This window comes from Salinivibrio kushneri (assembly GCF_005280275.1).
GTDB classification, from domain to species: domain Bacteria; phylum Pseudomonadota; class Gammaproteobacteria; order Enterobacterales; family Vibrionaceae; genus Salinivibrio; species Salinivibrio kushneri.
In genome coordinates this window covers 930244-953607 of the sequence record NZ_CP040021.1, presented here as the reverse complement: position 1 = coordinate 953607, position 23364 = coordinate 930244, and the positions used below count along the sequence as shown (strand labels likewise).

Below are 23364 nucleotides of genomic sequence, written 5' to 3'. Positions count from 1 at the left end.
CGCTTCCTGATTTTACATTCACATACTGACCACAAAACGTGTACATTATAGCCACGTTAGCGACAACGCCTTGTCTCACTCAACTTTAGAATAAGTACAAGATATGGAACTGGTTTTTATTTCCGCCGCATTTATCAGTGGCTATGCATTAATGCGCTGTCATCTCCCGCCATTGGTTGGCTTTCTTATCGCGGGCTTTGTCCTGCATGCCATGGGCTACCAGTCGACACCGGTGATCACGCAGTTGGCCGATCTGGGTGTCACCTTGCTGCTGTTTACTATCGGCTTAAAGCTTGATGTCAAAACCTTGCTTGCCAAAGAAATCTGGTTTGGGGCCACGGCCCATAATGTCCTGACAACCGCCTTTTTTACCCTCGCGCTAATGGGCCTTAAAGCACTGAGCATTCCTATGCTGTCAGGCATGAGTCTATCTGAGATGCTGCTGCTTGGCTTCGCGCTTTCATTTTCTAGCACCGTCTTTGCCATCAAAGCGCTGCAAGAAAAAGGGGAGCTGAATGCCACCTATGGCACCTTGGCCATCGGTATGCTGATCATGCAAGATATCTTTGCCGTGATTTTCCTCACCACTACATCGGGCAAAACCCCCGAACTGTCCGCCCTCCTCCTCTTTGGTTTACCTCTGCTAAAACCGCTATTGGGTAAGCTTTTGGACAAGGCAGGTCACGGTGAAATCTTGGTTCTTTATGCCGTGTTCCTGGCCCTTGTAGCTGGTGCGGGGCTGTTTGAGGCCGTCGGCATAAAGCCCGACTTGGGCGCGCTTATTCTCGGTATGCTGCTTGCCAGTCACCCACGTGCATCCGAAATGGCCAAATCACTGTTTAATATGAAAGAGCTGTTTCTGGTTTGCTTTTTCCTCAACATTGGCTTATCCGAGCAGCCTACCTGGCAGAGCTTTAGTTTTGCACTGATCTTGATGTTATTACTGCCCATCAAGGGCGTACTCTACTACTGGATCGTCAGCGGCTTTCGATATCGCGTTCGTACGGCCTTATTCACCACGCTCACCTTATTCAACTTCAGCGAGTTTGGACTTATAGTGGGTGGCTTGGCGTATAAAACAGGACTGATGCCCGGCCCGATCCTGGTTTCCATCGCCATTGCGGTATCACTCAGTTTTGCCTTTTCCGCTCCCCTCAATACCTTTAGTAACCAGCTGTATGGGTGGGCGTCACGTTGGCTGCCTGAACGTGCCCCCGACAAGCTTCACCCCAGTGATCAACAAATCAATCTCGGTGATGCCAATATATTGGTACTCGGGATGGGACGCATTGGCTCAGGTGCCTACGACGAACTTGCCACCACACACCACCAACCGATTGTGGGGATTGACACACGAGAAGACTCGGTGACGCGTCATCAGCAAGAAGGACGACGTGTCATTTTAGGCGATGCAACCGACCCCGACTTTTGGTCGCGGGCGGTGTCTGATGGCAATATCTCGCTCATTCTGCTCGCCATGCCTCATAGCCATGCCAATACACTGGCGCTCGAGCAAATTCGGCAAACGGGATTTAATGGCAAGGTTGCCGCCATTGCTAAGTACAAAGACGAGCTTGATCAACTTAAAGCACTTGGCGTGGATGAAGCCTTTAATATCTACCAAGAGGCGGGCAGCGGCTTCGCACGACACGTAAGAGACCGCTTCTCTCACCCGGATAGCTAGCGCCCCATGGCGACACGACACACGCACAAGCCTCGATGCTTGTGCGTTTTTGTATAAAAACTGCACCATTTTTTAAATTTAATTCGATATATTTATCTTTTATTAAATTTCATTCACTATAAGGCGATTTTAGATAACGAATTTGTTTTATCTCCTTGTATCTTTCTCTGCCACAGGGCAAAGTGTGGTTAACAAGTCGCCGCCAGTCGCCCTTTATCGGGGCATAACACGGCGACAAACACCGCATAACATAAACAGAGAGGAAGATTATGTGTTCAATTTTTGGAGCGCTTGACATCAAAACCGACTCGCAACAATTGCGGGAAGTCGCGTTAAAAATGTCGAAGACCATGCGTCACCGTGGCCCAGACTGGTCAGGGATTTATTCGTCTGAAAAAGCGATTCTCGTCCATGAGCGCCTTGCGATTGTCGATCTTAACAGTGGGGCACAACCACTTTATAACCAAAACCAAACTCAAGCCCTCGCAGTCAACGGTGAGATCTACAATCACAAAGAGCTCCGCGCTGAGTTTGCCCCCGACTACCCGTTTCAAACCGAGTCTGACTGCGAAATTATTCTCGCCCTATATCAAGAGAAAGGCCCAGAGTTACTCGATTACCTCAACGGTATCTTTGCCTTTATTTTGTATGATGAGGAGCAAGATGCGTATTTAATTGGTCGTGATCATATTGGCATTATCCCGCTTTATCATGGCCACGATGAGCACGGCAACTATTACGTCGCGTCTGAGATGAAGGCGCTAGCCCCTATTTGTAAAACCATTAGTGAGTTCCCTCCGGGTCACTTTTTATGGAGCAAGCAAGGCGAGCCCGTCCGCTATTACAAACGCGCATGGATGGAATACGATGGCGTAAAAAACAGCACCACGGATAAGGCGGCACTCAAAGAAGCCCTAGAGAAAGCAGTTCATCGCCAATTGATGACGGATGTGCCTTATGGTGTATTGCTGTCCGGCGGGTTGGACTCATCGGTGATTTCCGCAGTGACCAAACAGTATGCCGCCAACCGCATCGAGGATGACGACCAAAGCCAAGCATGGTGGCCACGTTTGCACTCGTTTGCTATCGGCCTGGAAGGGGCGCCGGATTTGAAGGCTGCCAAAGAGGTCGCTGATCACCTTGGCACCGTTCACCACGAGTTTACCTACAGCATTCAAGAAGGCTTGGATGCCATCCGCGACGTGGTGTATCACATCGAGACCTATGATGTGACCACTATCCGAGCATCAACGCCTATGTATCTGATGTCACGTAAAATCCGTGCGATGGGGATCAAAATGGTGCTCTCAGGAGAAGGCGCCGATGAGGTGTTTGGCGGCTACTTATATTTCCACAAAGCGCCTAACGCTCAAGAATTCCACGAGGAAACCGTTCGCAAGCTGCTTGCGCTCAACATGTTTGATTGCGCCCGCGCAAACAAATCGATGGCCGCCTGGGGCGTTGAAGCGCGTGTGCCCTTCTTGGATAAAGAGTTTTTGGAAGTAGCGATGCAAATCAAGCCAGACGATAAAATGTGCGGTGACGGCAAAATGGAAAAACACATTATTCGTGAGTGCTTCGGGGATCTGTTACCAGAGTCGGTGGCATGGCGTCAAAAAGAGCAGTTTAGCGATGGGGTCGGTTACGGCTGGATTGACACCTTAAAAGCCATTGCCGATGAAAAAGTCAGCGATCAACAGTTAGCAACCGCCGCGTTCCGTTTCCCATACAACACGCCGACGACCAAAGAAGCGTATATGTATCGTGAAATTTTCGCCGAACTCTTCCCTCTGGAAGATGCCGCGAAGTGTGTTCCTGGTGGCCCGTCGATCGCCTGCTCCAGTGCTAAAGCGATTGAATGGGATGAATCGTTCAAAAACCAAGCTGATCCATCAGGTCGTGCGGTCCGCAACGTACACGAAAAAGCGTATCAATAAGCCCCCCCTCACGACCAATAATAAAAAACCGCCAACAGCAATTGGCGGTTTTTTTATCGTTTAGGGCAATGAGATTAACGTTCCCAGTAAGCCTCTTCCAAGCTATCTTCGCGCTCCGGCAAGCCACGTGACAAGCGCGGAGAGTGCTGCGCCAGCACCTCATAGCTAACACGGTTAGCGTATTTGCACACCTGAGAAAACGAAGAGTAAGTCAAAAATGGGTACTGATGTTTGCTCGAATTAGGCACGTTATCACGGTGGTAACGATTCGCTGACATATCGTGCAGCAACGCCGACAGCGCACCGTCACCCGCACCATTGGTGTTTTTGATCCGTTCTGGTCCACCCATGTATGGCGCAATGTGCGAATAAATTTTGATCGGATTTTCGCAATCGGCTTTGATCATTGGGCGGCTAAACTCATACATATTGAACTCGGGAATGGCGCCGGGTAATAAAGGCAGTGAGGTTTCGCGTTTGGCTTTATCTTCACTATAACCCGCCATGTACAAGCCAATCGGGCCGGCGGTGCAAAGCACCATATCCACCCATTGTAAGGCGGCGTCGGCCGCGAGCAGAGGATCACTTTCACCCGTGAGCGCTTCGCCCTCATCTTCGTTCATCGCCACCACACTGACGTGTTCAGCCAGAAAATCACGCCACCATTGTGGATTTTGTTCAATCACATACTTGGTGCCCAGCGTCATCACTACAGGCACGTTATGCTTTTTGGCATACTCGATGGCACGCATGGTCGCGTCCGGCATCGGATCACCGTCCTTGCAACGTACCAGATAGGCTGTCAGGACTAAGGCTGACGCATGCTCAAAGATATGTTCAGGAATCGACTCAGGACGGAGCTGGTTCATTAAACCTTCGTTGATAGCAAAGGTACGCTCACCGCAATCGCCAATCAGCGCGTAACAACGGCCAATCGGGCCTTGGACAGGTTGCAGATAGTTGAGATCCATGCGGCTGGATGTATTGCATAAATAGCGATAAGAGTAGCTACCAATGCGAATATCCTGACTCATCACGCCAAGCAGAATGGATTGATCATCAGCCAAGGCGGAATAGTTATGTAAGGTATTACCAATGGTGCCGCCCGCAAATTCATGCGTCACCAAATTGTTGTCTTTGAGCTCTTGATACAAGGCTTCAGCCCGTTCATCGTCAATCACTAACGAGTGGCCTTTGCTCAAACCATAGCGCTCCAGGAAGTCATCACTCACTTTTGCTTCTATATCCACCAAGGTTTGGTCAATGCCAATCACATGAGGGCGTTTAAAGCCACGCTCACTGGCAGGGTTAAGCAAAGGATCCCGGGCATGAACCGGAAAGTAGTGTTTAGACTTACGTTGTCCTGGAAATTTCATGGTTCGTGTAACTAGCTAATGGAAGGGAGGCGCGAATTCTACCACAGAATTTGCGCCTGCATAGCGTTGGAGAAACGAATTTTATCTGTCTACCACCCTTGGGTATGCTCTGCCACCAGCGTCGCCATTAACTCAATATGCGCCTCATCATCGTTTAAGCATGGGATAAAACGAAAGGCTTCGCCACCCGCTTCTAGAAAGATATCCCGACACTCGCCAGCAATTTCTTCCAAGGTTTCCAAACAGTCAGAAGAAAAGGCTGGCGTCATGATATCGAGGGTTTTAACCCCTTTCGCGGGCAGCGCTTCCAAGGTTTTATCCGTGTAAGGCTTAAGCCATTCTTCACGCCCAAAACGCGATTGGTAGCTCATCATGATCGCCTGATCGGGGAGCCCGAGTTCCGCCTGCAACAATGCTGTGGTTTGTTCACAGTGTTGCGGGTACGGATCGCCGTTATCGGCAAAGCGTTGCGGGATCCCATGGTATGAACACAGTAAGAGATCGCCCTTGCCATGCTTATCCCAGTGTCGCTGCACGGAGTCTGCCAATGCGGATTGATATGCTGGATGATCGTGATAGTGATGCACAAAGCGAAGCTCAGGCAGCAAGGGGCGTCCTTTGAGGGATTTGGCAACTTTATCAAATACCGCGGCGGTGGTGGTCGCAGAGTATTGCGGATACAAGGGCAAAACCATGACCTTTTCACAGCCTTGTTGCTGCAGTTTCTCTATACCATCCGTAATCGACGGGGAACCATAGGTCATTCCTAGGGCAACGGGTAATCCCGACTTGTTGGCTAAGGCATCACGCTGGCGTGTGGCATACACCATCAGCGGTGAGCCCTCGTCCATCCAAACACTTTGATAGAGCTTAGCCACCTTGGGAGAGCGTACCGGGAGAATCACACCATGCAGCAGTGGGCACCACAACCAACGCGTTAAATCGACCACCCGATGATCATGCAGAAATTCAGATAAAAAGCGCTTTACAGAAGAAGAAGTAGGCGCATCTGGGGTTCCCAGGTTGACCAGAAGTACGCCAACTTGGTTATGCTTTTCGGTCATGTTTGTTGTCCTTGGCTTTGGCTCGGCCACGAGCCCAGTATTTTTGTTGTACCTTTCCAATTTAACGTATCTGATTAAATTGTTTGGAGAATGACGCGTAGCTTGCCACAAAAAAACCGGAGCGACTAATCGTCAGCTCCGGTTTCTACTATCAGCAATACCGATGACAACCTGTGTCAGCACGTAAACGCGCGACACCTTGAGCCGGGTTTAGCCGAGTACCTTTTGGATCTCTACGCTCACCTGCTCCACGGCTTGTGTACCATCGAAGGTCACAAACTGAGTGTTACCAGCATCCGCTTCTTTTTTGTAGTAAGCAATCAGAGGTGCGGTTTGGTTATGATACACATTCAACCGTGCGCGCACTGTCTCTTCTTTATCGTCATCACGTACCACTAGCTCCTCGCCAGTCACGTCGTCTTTTCCTTCCACTTTCGGTGGGTTGTAAACAACGTGATAAGTACGGCCTGAAGCAAGGTGAGCACGGCGACCACTCATACGCTCAACAATTACGTCATCCGGAACGTCGAATTCGAGTACGTAATCGATCGCAACACCGATCTCTTTCAGTCCATCAGCTTGAGGAATGGTGCGTGGGAACCCATCTAGCAAGAAGCCGTTGGCACAATCATCTTGCGAGATACGCTCTTTAACCAAGCCAAGAATGATGTCATCAGACACCAATTCGCCAGCATCAATAACCGCTTTGGCTTTTAAACCAAGCTCAGTGCCCGCTTTAATCGCGGCGCGCAGCATGTCACCCGTAGAAATCTGCGGAATCCCGTATTTTTCCATGATGAACTGCGCTTGCGTCCCTTTACCCGCGCCCGGTGCACCCAACAGAATGATGCGCATAGTGATCCCCTTTATGATTATTTAGGTTTCGTTAAACTGCGTCTATATTCGCAAAGACACGAAACATACACGCTTAACTAAACGCTATCAAGCCCGGCAATCCGGCCGGGCTTGTTCGATAGTCATTCAGTATGTGGTCTCGACAATCGCCTGTCGATTATACCTTAGTCAGAAGCTGGTTGACCGAGGCCAAGAAGTCTGACGGATCGTCCATGCTGCCTTTCTCTGCCAGCATCGCTTGACCCAGCAGCATTTCTACCCAGGTACCGAATTTTTGCTCATCGCTCTCATCCGCCATGCGCTTAACCAGATCGTGCTCTGGGTTCAGTTCAAAGATGTACTTCACATCAGGCGCTTGCTGACCAGCCGCCTCAAGAAGCTTCGCCATTTGCGTGCCCATCTCAAACTGATCGGTCACTACCACCGCCGGTGTGCCAGAGAGCTTAAAGGTGGTACGCACATCTTTAACACGCTCACCTAGGTGCGATTTTACTCGCTCAATCACAGACGCAAAGGCTTTTTCGGTTTCTTCACGCTCTGCTTTTGCTTCTTCATCATCGAATTGGCTCAGATCGAGGTCTGCCTTGGTGATTGCCTGGAACGACTTACCATCAAACTCGGTCAGGTAGCTCATCAACCACTCATCGATGCGGTCATACATCAAGATAACTTCGATGCCTTTGGCTTTAAACTGCTCCAAGTGCGGGCTGTGCTTGGCCGCATTGTAGCTATCCGCGGTGATATAGTAGATCTTGTCTTGCTCTTCTTTCATGCGCGACACGTAGTCGGCCAAGGAGACGGTCTGCTCAGCGCTGTCTTCATGCGTTGAGGCAAAGCGCAGCAAGCCAGCAATTTTTTCTTTATTGCTGAAATCTTCCGCTGGCCCTTCTTTCATCACCAAGCCAAATTCACGCCAAAACGTCTGATACTTCTCCGCATCGTTTTTAGCCAGTTTTTCTAGCATCGACAACACACGCTTGGTACATGCACCACGCAGTGACTGCGTGATCTTGTTGTCTTGCAGAATTTCACGCGAGACGTTAAGTGGTAAATCGTTAGAGTCAATCAAACCACGGACAAAGCGCAAGTAGCTTGGCATGAACTGTGACGCATCATCCATGATAAAGACGCGTTGTACATAGAGTTTCAGTCCATGTTTGTGCTCGCGGTTGTAAAGATCCCATGGGGCTTTGGACGGGATATACAACAAGCTGGTGTAGTCGTTTTTACCTTCGACGCGGTTATGGCTCCAGGTCAGCGGTTCGGCGAAGTCATGGGACACATGTTTATAGAACTCTTTGTATTCGTCTGCCGAGATATCTGACTTAGCACGGGTCCAAAGCGCTTGCGCTTTGTTGACTTGTTCCCACTTACCTTCGCCCGTCTCGTTACCTTCCTCGTCTTTCTCTTGCGTCCACATTTCTACCGGTATACCGATATGGTCGGAGTATTTACCGATCACCTCACGGAGACGCCAATCATTGAGGAATTCTTTCTCGTCGTCTTTAAGATGCAGCGTAATTTCAGTGCCACGCTCTGCTTTGCTGATAGGCTCTAGGGTATACTCACCTTCACCGGTTGACTCCCACTGCACTGCCTCGTCGGCCGCAAGACCCGCCGCGCGAGTGCACACGGTTACCTTGTCAGCGACAATAAAGGCAGAGTAAAAACCGACCCCGAATTGGCCAATCAGGTTCGAGTCTTTGCTTTGATCTTCGTTAAGCTGTTTAAGAAACTCTTCTGTGCCAGATTTGGCAATGGTACCGAGGTTAGCGATGACGTCATCACGGCTCATACCAATACCATTGTCTGAGACAGTTAACGTACCGGCATCACTATCAAAGGAAAGACGAACGCGCAGGTCACCGTCGCTTTCATAAAGCTCTGGCGCGGACAATGCTTTAAAGCGCAGCTTGTCAGCAGCATCTGACGCGTTTGACACCAGCTCTCGCAGGAAAATCTCTTTGTTTGAGTAGAGAGAGTGGATCATCAACTGCAGCAATTTGGAAGTATCAGAACCAAACTGATGTTTTTCTGGGGTTTTCACGCTCATGTCAATCTACCTAACACTATGAGGATTAATGGCGACGTGGACTCGATGCCCACGTTTCAATGAATTCGTTACTCAGTCTCCTTGGATATAGGGATCCGGTACCACGCTTTCAAGGCCTAAGTGGTCAAATATAAGCCAGTTAGTGTTAAGTTGCCGACACTCGAGGTATATCACACAGGCTGAGGCTATAAACCATAGAAAAAGAAAAGCCTAACCAGAGGCTAGGCTTTGCAAGTCAGTAGCGTGATTGACATCGCTGCTTTGACGGTTGGTGTTGCCACATTGTCTTTCGGCCCCTCGCGGAGGAAGACAATGTCACAACCGGTAGGTGCGGTCTCTTGGGCACGGCAGGCGCTTCTAGCGATATTTCAACTGCTGGCGACCGATAATCGAATGAGACAGTGTCGTACCGTCGACCAGTTCAAGCTCGCCGCCCATGGGCACGCCATGTGCGATACGGCTGGCACCCACTTGGTGCTCTTGGCAAAGCTCAGCGATGTATTGCGCCGTCGCCTCGCCTTCCACCGTTGGATTGGTCGCCAAAATAAGCTCTTGAATCGGTTCGTGCTGCAAACGCTTTTCTAGCACATCAAGGCCAATGTCTGCCGGACCAATGCCATCAAGCGGTGACAGATGCCCCATCAAGACAAAATAGCGCCCAGCGTACTGCCCAGTCGCCTCGACGGCCGAAATGTCTGCCGGGCTTTCAACCACACAGATCAACCCGGTTTCTTGGCGTTTCGGGTTATCGCAAATCGCACACACGTCTTGCTCGGTAAAGGTTCGACATTGGCTGCAGTGGCCAATGTCTGTCATTGCCGTGCTCAGTGCTTGCGCGAGAGCCAGTCCACCTTGGCGATTTCGTTGCAATAGGTGGTAGGCCATCCGCTGCGCTGATTTAGGGCCCACCCCGGGCAAACAACGCAGCGAGTCCATCAGTTGTTCAAGTAACTGGCTGGTGCGCATAGATTAAAATGGCATTTTCATGCCTGGTGGTAACTGCATACCGCCTGTCACGTCCGCCATTTTCTCTTTTTGCTGCTCCTCAACACGACGGGCAGCATCGTTGAATGCGGCCGCGATCAAGTCTTCCAGCATGTCTTTATCATCTTCCATCAAGCTATCGTCGATGTCGACACGACGGATGCTGTGGCTGCCTGTCATGGTGACTTTCACCATGCCTGCGCCCGCTTCGCCTGTCACTTCCATGCTGGCAATTTCTTCTTGTACTTTCTGCATGCGCTCTTGCATTTGCTGCGCCTGCTTCATCATGTTACCCATGCCGCCTTTACCAAACATAATTCTCTCTCTTGGTTAGGTGTCTTAAATTGGTCGAATGCTGTCTTCCTCTAACTCCGCCGCAAAGCGTTGAAGCATAAAAGTGACATTCGGATCATTATGCAGGCTGTGTGTCGCCTGCGCTAATTTTTGTTGATAGAGCTGCTCTCGCCGCTCTAACGGTGTGATTCCCGATTCCCCGAGCTGTACCTCTAAGGTTATGGGGGCACCCAATGCCGTCGTCAAGGCCTGAGTTAATTGCTGCTGGGCTTTTTCGGTATTCAAGTGCGATTGATCCGGGCGTAAGATAAGCTGTACCTGCTCACCTTGCTGGGACATGGCCGCGTTGAGTGCCATTTGCTTGACCAATCGCTCTACGTCCAAGCTGTCTGCCAGTGCACACCAAGGATCTTGCGCATTGGTTTCCTCCACCAGTTTGTCACGCATGGCAGGCGTTTTTTCATGCTCTAGCGCCTGCTTTATCGACTTAGGGGTCAGGGTTGGTACGACCTCAGGCGATTGTGACACAGTCTGGGTAGGACGCCATTGATAAGGCTCTGACGACATCGTATTTCCATGCGATGTCTGCTGGGGGGCTGACGTCGAATTGCCCGTTTGATGCGCCGGGGCGGACACAGGCGATGCACTCTCTGCCGCCGTCGCTACGCGATCGAGCACAGATAACGCATCAGTCTTGGCCGGTGTCCGTCCCGTCTTTTTTACCCCATCTCCCGTTTTATCAGCTTGACGTTTCATACGACTACGCAGCTGATTACGCGCCTGGATAAGGCTAGAGGCAGGCGAAGAGGCAGATGGCTCACTCGCGGACGCTGCATCCGGCACCGAGTCTTCGACCACCGGTTGGCTTTGCTCGACGACACTCGCGTCACGTGCCCCACTGCCGGACGCATCTATGCTGGGCTCCTCCGCGCCAGTCTTTGCCATCGGCTGCTGAGGCGCATGGCTTGGTGGCACTTGGTTTGGCGACGCCACACTGGCCGATGAGACCTGCGCTTTTAATGCATTCAGCGCTTGCGAAGGATCTTTTTTTGTCGGCTGCTGTGACACAGAAGCGGGATCATGTGTCGGCACCGATATGGTAGCCGGTTCATACGGCACGGTTTTGACCGGCTGAAACGCCAACATACGCAGCAAGACCATTTCTAATCCCGCCCGCCCATCAGGGGCGTAAGGCAGGTCTTGCCGTCCTTGCAGTGCCATTTGGTAACACAGCTGCACATCTTGTGGCGCAAGTCGCGAGGCCAAGGCGTGGATCCGTGCTTGCTCACCACTGTCGTCATCATGCGTCTGAGGCAGTGCTTGAGCCAACGCCACATGGTGAAGCTGACTGGCTAACTCTTTGAGTAAGCCATCCCATTCCACCCCGACGTGCGCAATCTGCGTCAGCATGTTCATCAACTCGACCGCATCATGGTTCGCCAAGGCTTCAAGGAGTAAGAGTGCGTTATCGGTACTCAGTGTCCCTAGCATCTCTGCCACTGCTTGGGTGCTAATTTGGCCATTTCCCAGCGCAATCGCCTGATCAGTCAAGCTCAAGGCGTCGCGCATACTGCCTTCCGCCGCCCGTGACAATAGCATTAACGCACGTGACTCTGCCTCGACACCTTCTTGATCAAGAATATGCTCTAGCTGCGTTTGGATCTGACTGGCGTCAAAATGCTTTAAATGAAACTGCAAGCAACGCGATAAAATGGTGACCGGTAGCTTTTGTGGATCCGTGGTCGCCAGCAAAAACTTCACGTATTCGGGCGGCTCTTCTAACGTTTTTAACAATGCATTAAAGCTGTGGCGCGACAGCATGTGTACCTCATCAATCAGGTACACCTTATAACGGCCACGTGCAGGCTTGTACTGGACGTTATCGAGCAGCTCTCGCGTGTCTTCTACCTTGGTACGAGAAGCGGCATCAATCTCCAGCAAGTCAACGTACCGGCCCTCGTCGATCTCACGGCAGGTTGCGCACTGTCCACATGGCGATGACGACACGCCCTGCTCACAATTAAGCCCTTTGGCAAAAATACGCGCAATAGTGGTTTTACCCACACCGCGAGTACCACTAAACAAGTATGCGTGGTGCAAGCGGTCATGATCCAACGCATTGGCCAAGGCCGTGAGCACATGACTTTGACCAGCAACAGACTCAAAATTATGGGGTCGCCACTTACGTGCGAGAACTTGGTAGCTCATGTCAATTCGCTTCCTGTATGCTTATGGCTAACGCGAGACCCTGCACATAGCCTGGCATTAATGACCGGCAAATTCGCACAAGCTATAAACGTTGATCCCAAGCGCGGCCAGTTTTTCTTCCCCGCCGATATCCGGCAAGCTTATCACAAAGCCAGCGTGTTCTACGGTGCCACCTAAACGGCGCACCAACTTCACGGTGGCTTCTATAGTGCCGCCTGTCGCCAGTAGATCATCAATCACCAGCACTTTATCCCCCTCACCAATCGCATCACGATGGATTTCCAGGGTATCTTCACCGTATTCCAGCTGGTAGTTTTCGCTGATCACCGCGCGTGGCAATTTGCCAGGTTTGCGAACTGGCACAAACGGGAGCCCTAGCGCAAGCGCCAGAGGCGCACCGAATAAAAAGCCACGTGACTCGGTACCAATCACCTTGGTAAATCCATGATCGCGATATTGTGCCACCAAGGCGTCAATTGTCGCTTGGTAGGCAGCAGGGTCTTCCATTAAGCTGGTGACATCGCGAAATAAGATGCCAGGTTTGGGGTAATCTGGGATGGTTTGAATACTTTGTTTGATGACATTCAAGCTGTCGGTGCTCATGGCCAATTCTCGCCGATAAAAAACGCAAACCGCCATGTTATGAATTTTCGGCCGAGCCAGCAACAGATTCCGTTTCAGGTAGGCGGAGAAACCAGCATAAGAGCACAATTAGGCAGGTAATCAGTAACGCTTTCAGCCACATCGCCCCGACGATATAAATGGAGAAACTGAAACTTGCCACTATCATGACGGTCGCGCGTCGTTTTACTTTGCGACTAATCGCGCGCTTTTGGTACCAATCGGTCAATATCGGTCCAAACGTGGGGTGGGCATGGAGCCAGTTAGCGATACGAGGAGAGCCTCGCATAAAGCAACCACTGGCGAGCAGCAAAAACGGCGTGGTCGGGAGTACCGGCAAAAAGGCGCCTGCCGCCCCCAGCGCGACCCATAACCACCCTAATCCGTTCCATAACCAACGCCATGCGGCTGTCGGTGCTTGCTGCATAGTCTCTATTACCTCTCGATTCGCGATGGTTGCGCTTGTTTACTCACGCTAAGTGTAGTGGCAGAGACGATGGAGGTACAGGATGGCGGATCAGGAATACGGTGCGGTAAGTGAACAAGGCGGTGATTAGCCGCCAAAAATAATGCCAAGCCAGGTGAGACTGGCAGGTAAGGTCGGGATTAGCAATACCAGCAAAAAGCCGATGAAGTACTTAACGTTATAAGGCTCTTTAAAATCGTGTTCCATTTTGTTACTTCACTCACAACAGCATAACAACAGTGAGCGGCTACTATAGCTCAGGTCAACAGCGCTAAAAACGGACGATTTGTAAGGTTTTAACTGAATCCTTGATTTACATCAGGGTAACAACTTGTGTGACTGCGTCATGATAAACGTCATTTTAGCCAATCAAGCGAACTGACCATGGATACAACAACCCTTGCTCAGCTGGGGCGTGAACTTAACCGCGAACGCACTGAGCTAGTAGCAACACTAACCACGCGATTGCGTGAAGACTGGGACAAGCATTGCGAAAACCTCACCATTTCGGATCTGATTAAAGAAAGCCAAGGGGTACCTGGCGCCATCCGATGTCTCGGTGAACGTTTAGAAAAAGTCGATGCGGCTTTATGTGCCATGGATTTGGAGATTTATGGCTTGTGTGCCGATTGTGAAAGTGACATTCCACTGGATGATTTAATGAAAGACGCTGCCGAGCAGCGCTGCCCGCAGTGCCGTGCGTCGAATTATTATCATCACGATCCAGCCACTCGCCAAGCCACAGCGGGAGAACGTAAAACCGTGTGATCGCGAGGCTGACTTTCGCTTGTCTCATCGTGGCTTAAACGGAACGCGCCCCGCATCAGCTGGGCGCGTTTTTTATTGACTGTTTAAAGCTGTCAAGCGCGTGGAACTAGTGGCCATCCATCACACTAGGCGCTTAATCTTGGTCAATAATCCAACGACGGAACGACTTACGCTCTTGGTCACTGGCTTTGGTATACCAAAGCTTCAACTGAGAGAGTGCATCACCCTTAATTGAAGCTTGACCTTGATCGTCCACCTCGACCAATACATCGTTGAGGTTCTTGCTTTCACCTTTGTCGATAATAATCCCGTTGGCACGGTTATACTCCGCCACCAGCGCTTCCATATCGGCATAGGCAGCAAAGCCATCACCTTTTAACTCGACGGCATCTAACGGCATCACGTCACCGTTATCGAACTCGGCTTGCCATTGCGGGTTGCCGTCAAAATAGCTGGTCGCTTGGCTTTTTACCCGCAATTTCGAGTCAATATTGATGGTGGCATTGCGGCCATCGACCTCAAGCTCAAACAGATACGGGCGGGAGGTAAAGATCACCTCTTTACTGCCGCGTTTCACTTCGCCGTCAAAGCGCATCACTAATTGGTGGGTACCGTTATCTAGCTCAATCGTCTGCTGCGGCGCCCAGTTTTCAAAACTAATTTCCTTGCCATCAACCACCGCAAACTCAATGTTACGTGCTGAAGTAATTTCTGCCGCATTAACCACACTCGATGCTATGAGAGTGCTTAGCACCAAGCCCATACCTACTACTTTTTTCATCTCTACTCCAAACCGTGATAATAAAAAAGCCGCCCTAAGGCGGCTTTTGTAACCAATGCTACATTTAGCAAGGATGGTGTAAGCTCAATTAGAACTTAACTTCCATACCTGCTACGTAGCCTAGGTCTGAATTGTCTGCGTTAGTATCGCCGATTTCTGCGTATACTTTAGCGTTGCTGTGCAGAGCATATGTCACGTTAGCGTAATAACCGTTGACATTATCACCCTCTTTTGGATCTTGGCGGTCCCAGCCTGCAGCGAAGGTAGTATTGCCCATGGTGTAATCAGCAGCCAAAGAGAAATAATCAGTATCAGCGACTTCCGCACCACCTACAACTCTTTCAGCTTCGCCATTACCATAAGAAGCTGCCAAGCCTACATTTTCAATACCTGCATACTCAACTTCAAACTGATACGCTGTTACATCTGTGCTTGAAGCTGGTTTATCTGCACCAACGTCATCAGCTTTGTAGTAATAGCCACGCATATCGAAGTCAGCTACACGGTAGCCTAAACGCGCATCGATGATAGACAGTTCTGCGCTTCCATCATCATTGCCATCGCTGTCTTGACGCGTAGAAATACCGCCATACACTGTGCCGTTGTCGTAGACGTACTTAGCCACTTGCGCACCGTGAGTTGCTTCAGTGCCGTCAAAAGATGAAATTGAAAGCTCATAATCTTTGGTGATACCAATATCATCACTTAGGAGATATTGACGACCGAAAGTAACTTGGCCGAAAGTGTCACCTTTAAAACCAACGAACAGCTCTTTGTTTTCTACGCCACTATTTGAACCAGCATCAGTAGACTCGTCTTCAAACTCAAACGACATACCCGCTAGCGCACTCATTTTTGGCGAGATTGCGACTTCGGTGTTAACAGCGATATCGCCATCGTCTAGGCGCCACATACCGTCTTTGTCATTACCAATTTCTTGCATGTACTGAACTTCAGCTGCACCAGACAAATCGACTTTAACGCCTTCTGCGTCATACAGGTTGATGCTTGCTGATGCTGAGCCAGCAGCCAGCAGAGCTGGCACTGCCATTGCTAGAATAGTCTTTTTCATGGTTAATCCACTGCCTTTTCTATTTAGTCATTATGAGTTCCTTCTTGGAACTCTGTTTTATGGTGACTGTCACTCTATTACCGGCAGCAAAAACGCTGCGAAGCACAAAATGCCAGTTCACTGAAACTTCGTGGCTAATCGTGCAGAACATTTGTGGTTCTGTCAACTCGCCGGAAGCGCATTACAACCTAGAAAAAAACCACTTAAAAACAAAAACATAGCAATGTTTTATGAACTGAGATCACAGTTTATCTGACTCATAATTCGCCTTTTGATGAAAATAAACAACAAACAAAGGCAATATAAACCACCAAAAACACCAATAAAAAAATCATCTTTCAGAATAAAAAACTAATCAGTCGCTTAAATCAGGCGTTTTGTTAATAAAACGGCAGATCAGCAAGATAGCGAAGAATGGTTCAAATTAAATTCGTGACTAAGATCTCATATCTGTAAGGAAATCTTGCAGTTCGCGATCGTTTTCACGTTTTTGCCTCGTGTTATACTGGCCGCCAACCTTTGCAACTCGGACCTGTTGATGCTCAGCCCTGCCGTAAAATCAGACATTCGCGCGTGCTACCAAACGCTACAAGATCAACTTCCCCACTTTATTCCCCGTAAAGCCCAAAACTATTTAGTGGCAGAGCTCGCGAAAACTCTGGCCGGTGATTACGAGCCGAAACGCCGATTATTAGTGGCAGAAGCAGGCACTGGGGTCGGTAAGTCGATGGCCTATCTGATGGGTGCGATCCCATTTGCACTCAACAACAATAAAAAAGTGGTCATTTCCACCGCGACCGTAGCGTTGCAAGAGCAGCTTGCCAATAAAGATATCCCGTTTTTTCATCGCATCTGTCCCAAGCCGTTTGATTTTATCTTGGCCAAGGGGCGCCAACGCTATTGCTGTGCACACAAGCTAAGTGCAGTGGCAGATACCGAGAGCATTCAAGGCGCGCTATTTACCCAAAAACCCAAGCGTAGCGAACAATTGTTGCTGAATGATCTTTACGAAGCGCTGAGTCGGGGCAAGTGGGATGGTGACAGAGACAGCTGGCCAAAGCCCATTGCTGATCATCTTTGGCAAGCCATCGCCTCTGATAAACACACTTGCCATGCAGGTTTACCCGCCCACCGTGGTTGCCCGTTTGCTAGAGCACGCGAAGCGATGGATAAAGCGGATGTGGTGGTGGTGAATCATAGCCTACTGCTGGCCGATTTAGAGCTCGGCGGCGGCGTGATCTTGCCCGAACCAGAACAATGCCTGTATATGATTGATGAGGCGCACCACTTGCCCACGGTGGCGCGAGACTTTTCGGCCGCCAGTGCCAGCCTGTTGGGTGTGGTCAGCTGGCTGGAAAAGCTCAATCAAGCGACGACTAAGTTGGGGAACACCGCGGATATCAAGCGTGCACATCGGTTTGTGGACAGCTTGCTAGACGCGATTCAAACCCTGATCCCAGGGTTGCGCGAAGCAAAAAACATGCTCAGCCAACTGTCGCTCAACGACGACGGTTGTTATCGCTTTGCCGACGGTGAACTGCCCGAAGCCCTGATTGCACCCAGTGAGCAGCTTAAAACGGCGAGCAAAAAAGCCCATCAAGCATTGGGAAAAATTCATGATTTGATCAATGAGCGTCTGAAAGAAAATGACATTTCGGCAAAACTCGCCGATCCGGCGCTCGCGGAAACCGCGTTTTTCCTGCAACGGTTAGAAAACCTAGAAAAGGTGTGGACCTTGATGGCTCAACCTAATTCGGAGAAAGGCGCCCCCTTGGCACGTTGGGTGCAAGCGTGTCGCGAGCGCGAAGGCGATCTTTGGGTGCATGTCTCTCCCTTAGAAGTCGGTTGGCGCCTAGATCAAATGCTCTGGTCTCGCGCCGCTGGAGTGGGCCTTTTTTCCGCTACTTTGCGTGCTCTAAATCGGTTTAGCTATTTCTGCCGTCAGGTTGGTTTGAGCGAAACCGACGGCTCGCGTTATTTAGCCTTACCCTCACCCTTTGATTACGCCAATAAAGCGCGCTTGGTGATCCCGACGATGCCTTGTGAGCCGCAAGCCAGTGCCTTTACAGAGGCATTAAACGATAAAATACTTGAGCACCTAGAAGGCGAACGTGCCTCTTTGGTGCTCTTTGCCTCCTATTGGCAGATGAAGCAAGTGACACAAGCGATTGAACGTACCTGTAAGCAACGGGGCTGGCAGCTGCTTTGCCAAGGAAACCAGTCGCGTACCGCGTTACTCAAAGCGCATCAACAAGCCGTTAATAATGATAAAACCAGCATCATTTTTGGCACCGGCAGCTTTTCCGAAGGTTTAGATTTACCGGGTAACTTATTGACCAACCTTATTATTACTAAAATCCCCTTTGCCGTGCCGACGTCGCCGGTTGAAGAAGCACACGCTGAATATATCGAGCGCTGTGGTGGCAATCCGTTTTTACAAATTGCCGTGCCAGAAGCCAGTAAAAAGCTGGTGCAATCCGTGGGGCGACTACTGCGCAAAGAAGAGGACTCTGGTAAAGTAGTGCTCCTTGACCGGCGCATTATCACCCGCAGATATGGCCAATCTTTACTCGACTCGCTGCCGCCCTTTAAGCGCGTGATCGAATCTTAAACTGATGAGTTAACATGCTGGAACTGATTGACCTCTCTACTTTAGTTATTCTGGGGCTGACTGCGTTTGTCGCTGGATTTATTGATGCGGTGGCTGGCGGCGGCGGTATGCTCACGGTGCCTGCCCTGTTATCGCTAGGCCTGCCGCCGCATGTTGCGTTAGGCACCAATAAGCTGGCCGCGACCTTTGCCTCAAGCACCGCTGCCTTCACTTATTATAAAAAGCGCCTATTTTCTCCCTCGTTTTGGCAACATGCTTTTTGGGGCACTTTAATTGGCGCCACGGCCGGCACCCTGCTGGTGGACGTGTTAAGCACCGAGTGGCTCGAAAAAGCCATACCAATCGTGGTATTGGTGGCCGCGGTGTATACCATTTGGCACCCACACCCAAAGGGTGATAACAACCAGTTACCCGCACGTTGCCCGAAGTTGCCAATAAAACAATGGAGTCAAGGTTTATCACTTGGCTTTTACGACGGGGTAGCCGGCCCGGGAACCGGCGCGTTTTGGACGGTTTCCACCATGTCGCTCTATCGGATGAATATATTGCTATCCTCTGGGTTGGCAAAAGCGATGAACTTTACCAGCAACTTCACCTCACTGGTGGCGTTCGCACTATTAGGCCATGTGAGCTGGGCACTGGGCTTAACCATGGGCGCGTGTCTTATGCTGGGTGCCTTTATTGGCGCACATTCGGCTATCCGCTTTGGTAGCCGTTTTATTCGCCCCATTTTTATCACTGCGGTGGTTATTCTAGCGGGCAAACTTGCCGTTGATGCGTGGTTTTAGCCCTCAATAAAAGAGAACAACACCATGAAAGCGCAAATCGATGCCATGGCTCAACATTTAGACCAACTCGCTGTTCAAGCGGCAGAGGTCGATCGGCGTCGCGGCGAAGCCAAAGCCCCTTTATTTGCCACGCCACTTTTTCACTGCAAAGGCAAGCTGTTAACGCCTTGTGTTAATGAAGCGCAAGGCTTATTGGCGGTGATGCGCCGCGACCATCAACAAGGCGTGCTAACGGATGCGCGCGCGACCCATATTTGCGAAACCTTGTTGGCGCAAATCACTGCACTGCAACGTGAGCTTGCCACCCAACCTTTACGTAAGCAAGAACAAGCGCGGCGTGGGCCACGGCGACAGTCAATCGGTGAACTTTATCAAGACTTGGCCAAACACCAAGACTGGGAAAGGCGTCTCGCCGACAAACTCCGTGATGCCAACGCCAGTGTTGAGATGGCTTCCAGTCCGGCTGTGCGACAACAATACCAAAAACAGGTTCTCGCGCTCGAGCAGCGTCTAGCACGATGCACCAAAGCCCGAGAGCGTATTGAAACCACCATTACTTACCGGGAAAAGCGATAACGTAAGGAGCGAATGTGCTACCACTGATATACCATCCCATTTACTCTGATTTCCCGCTTCCCGAGGGTCACCGTTATCCTCTGCAAAAGTACCGTCTGCTCTTTGAGCGCTTGCAAGCACTTGCATTACCGGTTGCGTTTTGTCAGCCCACCACCGCGCAAAGAGAGATCATTGATGCGGTCCATGACCCCGCCTATGTAAGCCAATTACTCGAAGGCAGCTTGCCTTTGGTAAAAATGCGTCGTATTGGGTTTCCTTGGAGTGAGTCGCTCATAAAGCGCAGTTTAACCTCTCTGGGCGGCACCACCTTAACGGTAGATCAGGCATTGCGCACGGGTCTGGCGATTCACCTTACTGGCGGCTATCATCACGCCCACTATGATTTTGGCAGTGGCTTTTGCTTATTTAACGATCTAATGATTGCCGCGCGTCATGCTCTCACACAGCCAGGTATAGAAACGGTGATGATCGTCGATTGCGATGTTCACCACGGTGACGGCACGGCCGCACTGGCCTCCTCACATCCAGATATTGTGACCTTTTCCGTCCACTGTGAGAAAAATTTTCCCTCGCGGAAACCAGCATCAACGCTTGATTTACCCCTCCCGATTGGCACCCAGGATAGCGACTACCTTGATGCCTTTTTACCTTTACTCGACCTTGCACTAGCTCAGCATCGCCCCGACATGGTGATCTATGATGCGGGGGTCGACGTGCATACAGACGATGCGTTGGGGTATTTGTCGCTTACCACTGAGGGGATTTTTCAACGCGATGCAGGCGTGTTATCACGGTGTGCCGCCCACCAGATACCGGTCGCTGCTGTCATTGGAGGAGGTTATCATGACACCCATGAGCAGCTGATCCCACTGCACGAACAACTCATCCAAGCCGCTATCACTCACTTTCCCGACTTTTCCGCCAGCCTGGAGGCATCATGACCGACTCACATTCTTCCTCGTCAACAGCACTCGAAGAGGCGCCCGACGACGTCAAGCTCGCGGTCGATCTTATTTACTTGCTTGAAAGCCATGCGATTGATACCGACACAGCGCTCTCCGCGATCGATATGGTTAAGCATGATTTGCTGACTAAAAAAGCTGCGTCATCCAGTGAATAAGTCATCTTTATCTATCCGTTCGAGCAGTGTAGCTGGGGAATCAGTAAGAGCGCGCAGAGAAAATATGAGGCATTGATCACATTTCGTTCAGCGCGCATGCAACCAATATTGAGTCAAAAAATACCGGATAATATGCGAAGGCGTTGAGATGACTGCTTTAACATCAAGTAATTAGCGTCAATTCCATTACATTTTGATTACAATTTTTAGGACTGTTATTGACACCTAGCACCGCTCAAAAAACCAACAGATCAACAAACATCTAGTGTTTTGTCTCATAAATGTCGGTATTATCCGGCGTGCTCCACCTAGTGTATTGCTGTGCTAAGACATCAATATCGCGGTTAACGGTGCACTCTGGCAACAGCCGAGCATGGATTCAAAATGCTGTTGCAGATCCAACATCACGCGTCATAGCAGCCAGACATTTTGGTGCTACTGCGCGTTTCGTTGCTCACCTGCATGGACGGCAGAGATCTCACATGGACAGTGGTTGTCGACCCTCGCTCTCTCACCATGAACAATAAGTTCTCGTCGCGAAAGAGCAAGGCGTCTCCCAACAGACAAAACAGAGTTTAATGATGGAACAACTTAAAAATCTATTTGTGTCCATAGTCGATACAGGTAACGGCCTCCTTTGGGGCAGCGTACTCATTTATCTTTTGATTGGCTTAGGTTTGTACTTCACCGTGCGATCTGGCTTTATTCAATTCCGTAACTTTGGCCACATGTTCAAACTGATGGCCAACAGCCGCGATGGCGCGTCAGGTGGTATCTCTTCTTTCCAAGCCTTTAGTACCAGTTTGGCGGCGCGCGTCGGTACCGGAAACATGGCCGGTGTGGCCGTGGCGCTCTATCTGGGTGGCCCTGGTGCGATATTCTGGATGTGGCTGACGGCATTGGTCGGTATGGCAACTAGCTTTGTCGAATCTACTTTGGCGCAAGCGTACAAAGTGAATCACAACGACAAGACCTTTCGCGGTGGCCCTGCTTACTATATCGAAAAAGGCTTAGGTCAGCGCTGGTTAGGCATTGCGTTTGCTATCTGTCTGATTATCGCCTTTGGTTTGGCGTTTAACGGTGTCCAGTCCAACTCGATTGCCGCAGCAATGAATACCGCGTTTGGCTTTGATGCCTTAGCGGTTGGCATCGGCCTTGCCTTAGTGACCGCGCCTGTGATTTTTGGCGGTATGCGTTCGGTTGCGCGTGTGGCCGAGCTGATCGTGCCGTTCATGGCACTGGCGTATTTGCTGGTCGCGCTTATCGTGGTCGGTATGAATATCGAACAACTGCCTGCGGTAATCTCAACCATTGTTAAGAGCGCGCTCGGGCTTGAACAAGCGGCTGGTGGTGCAATGGGTTATGCGATCGCGCAAGCGATGATGCACGGTATCAAGCGTGGTTTGTTCTCCAACGAAGCAGGTATGGGTTCGGCACCGAATGCGGCCGCTACCGCAACCACTAAACCCAATCACCCAGCGGCGCAAGGCTATGTGCAGATGCTGGGGGTTTTTGTCGACACCATCGTTATCTGTACCGCGACGGCATCGATCATCTTGATCTCCGGTATGCTTGAGCCAAATAGCGGCCTTACGGGTATTGCGCTTACCCAAGAAGCATTAGTTAGCCAAGTGGGTGACTGGGGCGCGGCCTTTATTGCCATTGCGATTCTGCTGTTTGCCTTTACCTCGATCATTGCCAACTATTCTTATGGTGAGTCAAACATCGAGTATATATTCAAGTGCCGGAAAGCCATTTTACTCTACCGTATCGCCGTGCTCGCGATGGTATTAATCGGCGCGGTGATGGATCTACCACTGATTTGGAGCTTTGCGGACTTGTCGATGGGCATGATGGCGGTGATCAACTTGGTGGCTATCGCGCTCTTATCGGGTGTTGCGTTTGCGCTGATGAAAGACTACGAAGATCAGCGCCGTGCGGGCAAAAAACCCACCTTTGATCGCACTAAGTTCCCGAAATTGGATAAACAAATCGATAAAGACGTTTGGTAATTCCTTGCGGGGTATACGAAAAAACCACCGAGTCATCGGTGGTTTTTTGTTACTCACTGAATGAAATCGAGATTCTCACCCATAGACGCTGCGG

At 50.4% G+C, this 23364-nt stretch carries 20 protein-coding genes; 9 read left to right on the top strand and 11 right to left on the bottom strand.

The features are described from left to right. The first annotated feature begins 103 nt into the window (after positions 1-103). Together FCN78_RS04615 and asnB are read left to right on the top strand one after the other, a co-directional pair. A complete protein-coding gene (locus FCN78_RS04615; RefSeq protein WP_077658849.1) occupies positions 104-1684 on the top strand; it encodes a cation:proton antiporter family protein in 1581 nt (526 codons plus the stop codon). A gap of 269 nt (positions 1685-1953) precedes the next feature. Continuing rightward, a complete protein-coding gene (asnB, locus tag FCN78_RS04610; protein WP_069361395.1) occupies positions 1954-3621 on the top strand; it encodes an asparagine synthase B in 1668 nt (555 codons plus the stop codon). A gap of 74 nt (positions 3622-3695) precedes the next feature. Here asnB and FCN78_RS04605 read toward each other — a convergent pair whose 3' ends face one another. From FCN78_RS04605 to FCN78_RS04565, 9 genes are all read right to left on the bottom strand, one after another. Next, a complete protein-coding gene (locus FCN78_RS04605) occupies positions 3696-4997 on the bottom strand; it encodes an inosine/guanosine kinase (protein WP_069361394.1) in 1302 nt (433 codons plus the stop codon). A gap of 89 nt (positions 4998-5086) precedes the next feature. Next, entirely contained in the window at positions 5087-6061 is a 975-nt protein-coding gene (gene hemH / locus FCN78_RS04600) for a ferrochelatase (protein WP_077456614.1), read from the bottom strand. Between the two features lie 210 nt (positions 6062-6271). Beyond that, complete coding sequence (gene adk / locus FCN78_RS04595; RefSeq protein ID WP_069361392.1) at positions 6272-6916, bottom strand: adenylate kinase; 645 nt, start codon at positions 6914-6916, stop codon at positions 6272-6274. Between the two features lie 157 nt (positions 6917-7073). Continuing rightward, entirely contained in the window at positions 7074-8969 is a 1896-nt protein-coding gene (gene htpG / locus FCN78_RS04590) for a molecular chaperone HtpG (protein WP_069361391.1), read from the bottom strand. Between the two features lie 357 nt (positions 8970-9326). Further along, the gene (gene recR / locus FCN78_RS04585; RefSeq protein WP_069361390.1) at positions 9327-9935 is read right to left on the bottom strand and encodes a recombination mediator RecR; all 609 of its coding nucleotides are present in this window, start codon (positions 9933-9935) and stop codon (positions 9327-9329) included. 3 nt (positions 9936-9938) lie between these two features. Next, positions 9939-10268 carry a YbaB/EbfC family nucleoid-associated protein gene (locus FCN78_RS04580; protein ID WP_021022483.1) on the bottom strand — a complete coding sequence of 110 codons (330 nt, stop codon included), beginning with the start codon at positions 10266-10268 and terminating at the stop codon, positions 9939-9941. A gap of 24 nt (positions 10269-10292) precedes the next feature. Next, positions 10293-12455 carry a DNA polymerase III subunit gamma/tau gene (gene dnaX / locus FCN78_RS04575; RefSeq protein WP_077658848.1) on the bottom strand — a complete coding sequence of 721 codons (2163 nt, stop codon included), beginning with the start codon at positions 12453-12455 and terminating at the stop codon, positions 10293-10295. 57 nt (positions 12456-12512) lie between these two features. Then, positions 12513-13058, bottom strand: coding sequence for an adenine phosphoribosyltransferase (gene apt, locus FCN78_RS04570; RefSeq protein ID WP_069361497.1), 546 nt, complete (start codon positions 13056-13058; stop codon positions 12513-12515). A gap of 37 nt (positions 13059-13095) precedes the next feature. After that, on the bottom strand, positions 13096-13503 hold the full coding sequence (locus FCN78_RS04565; RefSeq protein ID WP_069361388.1) for a YbaN family protein: 408 nt from the start codon (positions 13501-13503) through the stop codon (positions 13096-13098). 423 nt (positions 13504-13926) lie between these two features. On the opposite strand from FCN78_RS04565, the gene FCN78_RS04555 reads away from it, so the two are divergent. Continuing rightward, positions 13927-14310: a hypothetical protein gene (locus FCN78_RS04555; RefSeq protein WP_069361387.1), complete on the top strand. Its 384-nt coding sequence runs from the start codon at positions 13927-13929 to the stop codon at positions 14308-14310. Positions 14311-14443: 133 nt separating this feature from the next. Here the strand turns inward: FCN78_RS04555 and FCN78_RS04550 are convergent, their stop codons facing one another. Both FCN78_RS04550 and FCN78_RS04545 read right to left on the bottom strand, forming a co-directional pair. Beyond that, on the bottom strand, positions 14444-15091 hold the full coding sequence (locus tag FCN78_RS04550) for a YccT family protein (RefSeq protein WP_069361386.1): 648 nt from the start codon (positions 15089-15091) through the stop codon (positions 14444-14446). An 88-nt stretch (positions 15092-15179) separates the two neighbouring features. Continuing rightward, the gene (locus tag FCN78_RS04545) at positions 15180-16163 is read right to left on the bottom strand and encodes a porin (protein WP_069361385.1); all 984 of its coding nucleotides are present in this window, start codon (positions 16161-16163) and stop codon (positions 15180-15182) included. Between the two features lie 538 nt (positions 16164-16701). Between FCN78_RS04545 and dinG the strand changes: the two genes are divergently transcribed. From dinG to FCN78_RS04515, 6 genes are all read left to right on the top strand, one after another. Further along, positions 16702-18774: an ATP-dependent DNA helicase DinG gene (dinG, locus tag FCN78_RS04540; RefSeq protein WP_069361496.1), complete on the top strand. Its 2073-nt coding sequence runs from the start codon at positions 16702-16704 to the stop codon at positions 18772-18774. A 14-nt stretch (positions 18775-18788) separates the two neighbouring features. Beyond that, positions 18789-19562: a sulfite exporter TauE/SafE family protein gene (locus FCN78_RS04535; protein ID WP_077456629.1), complete on the top strand. Its 774-nt coding sequence runs from the start codon at positions 18789-18791 to the stop codon at positions 19560-19562. A 24-nt stretch (positions 19563-19586) separates the two neighbouring features. Continuing rightward, complete coding sequence (locus FCN78_RS04530) at positions 19587-20138, top strand: primosomal replication protein (protein WP_235607543.1); 552 nt, start codon at positions 19587-19589, stop codon at positions 20136-20138. A 14-nt stretch (positions 20139-20152) separates the two neighbouring features. Beyond that, entirely contained in the window at positions 20153-21079 is a 927-nt protein-coding gene (locus FCN78_RS04525; RefSeq protein ID WP_069361383.1) for a histone deacetylase family protein, read from the top strand. Next, on the top strand, positions 21076-21258 hold the full coding sequence (locus FCN78_RS04520; RefSeq protein WP_069361382.1) for a DUF2496 domain-containing protein: 183 nt from the start codon (positions 21076-21078) through the stop codon (positions 21256-21258). Before FCN78_RS04525 ends, FCN78_RS04520 begins: the two co-directional genes overlap by 4 nt. A 581-nt stretch (positions 21259-21839) precedes the next feature. After that, positions 21840-23270, top strand: coding sequence for an alanine/glycine:cation symporter family protein (locus tag FCN78_RS04515; RefSeq protein WP_069361494.1), 1431 nt, complete (start codon positions 21840-21842; stop codon positions 23268-23270). Positions 23271-23364: the final 94 nt, after the last annotated feature.

What these genes read in the sequence shown, in the direction of transcription:
- FCN78_RS04615 (WP_077658849.1), top strand. Translation starts at nt 104, where the DNA reads ATGGAACTGGTTTTTATTTCCGCCGCATTTATCAGTGGCTATGCATTA.
- asnB (WP_069361395.1), top strand. Translation starts at nt 1,954, where the DNA reads ATGTGTTCAATTTTTGGAGCGCTTGACATCAAAACCGACTCGCAACAA.
- FCN78_RS04605 (WP_069361394.1), bottom strand. Translation starts at nt 4,997, where the DNA reads ATGAAATTTCCAGGACAACGTAAGTCTAAACACTACTTTCCGGTTCAT.
- hemH (WP_077456614.1), bottom strand. Translation starts at nt 6,061, where the DNA reads ATGACCGAAAAGCATAACCAAGTTGGCGTACTTCTGGTCAACCTGGGA.
- adk (WP_069361392.1), bottom strand. Translation starts at nt 6,916, where the DNA reads ATGCGCATCATTCTGTTGGGTGCACCGGGCGCGGGTAAAGGGACGCAA.
- htpG (WP_069361391.1), bottom strand. Translation starts at nt 8,969, where the DNA reads ATGAGCGTGAAAACCCCAGAAAAACATCAGTTTGGTTCTGATACTTCC.
- recR (WP_069361390.1), bottom strand. Translation starts at nt 9,935, where the DNA reads ATGCGCACCAGCCAGTTACTTGAACAACTGATGGACTCGCTGCGTTGT.
- FCN78_RS04580 (WP_021022483.1), bottom strand. Translation starts at nt 10,268, where the DNA reads ATGTTTGGTAAAGGCGGCATGGGTAACATGATGAAGCAGGCGCAGCAA.
- dnaX (WP_077658848.1), bottom strand. Translation starts at nt 12,455, where the DNA reads ATGAGCTACCAAGTTCTCGCACGTAAGTGGCGACCCCATAATTTTGAG.
- apt (WP_069361497.1), bottom strand. Translation starts at nt 13,058, where the DNA reads ATGAGCACCGACAGCTTGAATGTCATCAAACAAAGTATTCAAACCATC.
- FCN78_RS04565 (WP_069361388.1), bottom strand. Translation starts at nt 13,503, where the DNA reads ATGCAGCAAGCACCGACAGCCGCATGGCGTTGGTTATGGAACGGATTA.
- FCN78_RS04555 (WP_069361387.1), top strand. Translation starts at nt 13,927, where the DNA reads ATGGATACAACAACCCTTGCTCAGCTGGGGCGTGAACTTAACCGCGAA.
- FCN78_RS04550 (WP_069361386.1), bottom strand. Translation starts at nt 15,091, where the DNA reads ATGAAAAAAGTAGTAGGTATGGGCTTGGTGCTAAGCACTCTCATAGCA.
- FCN78_RS04545 (WP_069361385.1), bottom strand. Translation starts at nt 16,163, where the DNA reads ATGAAAAAGACTATTCTAGCAATGGCAGTGCCAGCTCTGCTGGCTGCT.
- dinG (WP_069361496.1), top strand. Translation starts at nt 16,702, where the DNA reads ATGCTCAGCCCTGCCGTAAAATCAGACATTCGCGCGTGCTACCAAACG.
- FCN78_RS04535 (WP_077456629.1), top strand. Translation starts at nt 18,789, where the DNA reads ATGCTGGAACTGATTGACCTCTCTACTTTAGTTATTCTGGGGCTGACT.
- FCN78_RS04530 (WP_235607543.1), top strand. Translation starts at nt 19,587, where the DNA reads ATGAAAGCGCAAATCGATGCCATGGCTCAACATTTAGACCAACTCGCT.
- FCN78_RS04520 (WP_069361382.1), top strand. Translation starts at nt 21,076, where the DNA reads ATGACCGACTCACATTCTTCCTCGTCAACAGCACTCGAAGAGGCGCCC.
- FCN78_RS04515 (WP_069361494.1), top strand. Translation starts at nt 21,840, where the DNA reads ATGGAACAACTTAAAAATCTATTTGTGTCCATAGTCGATACAGGTAAC.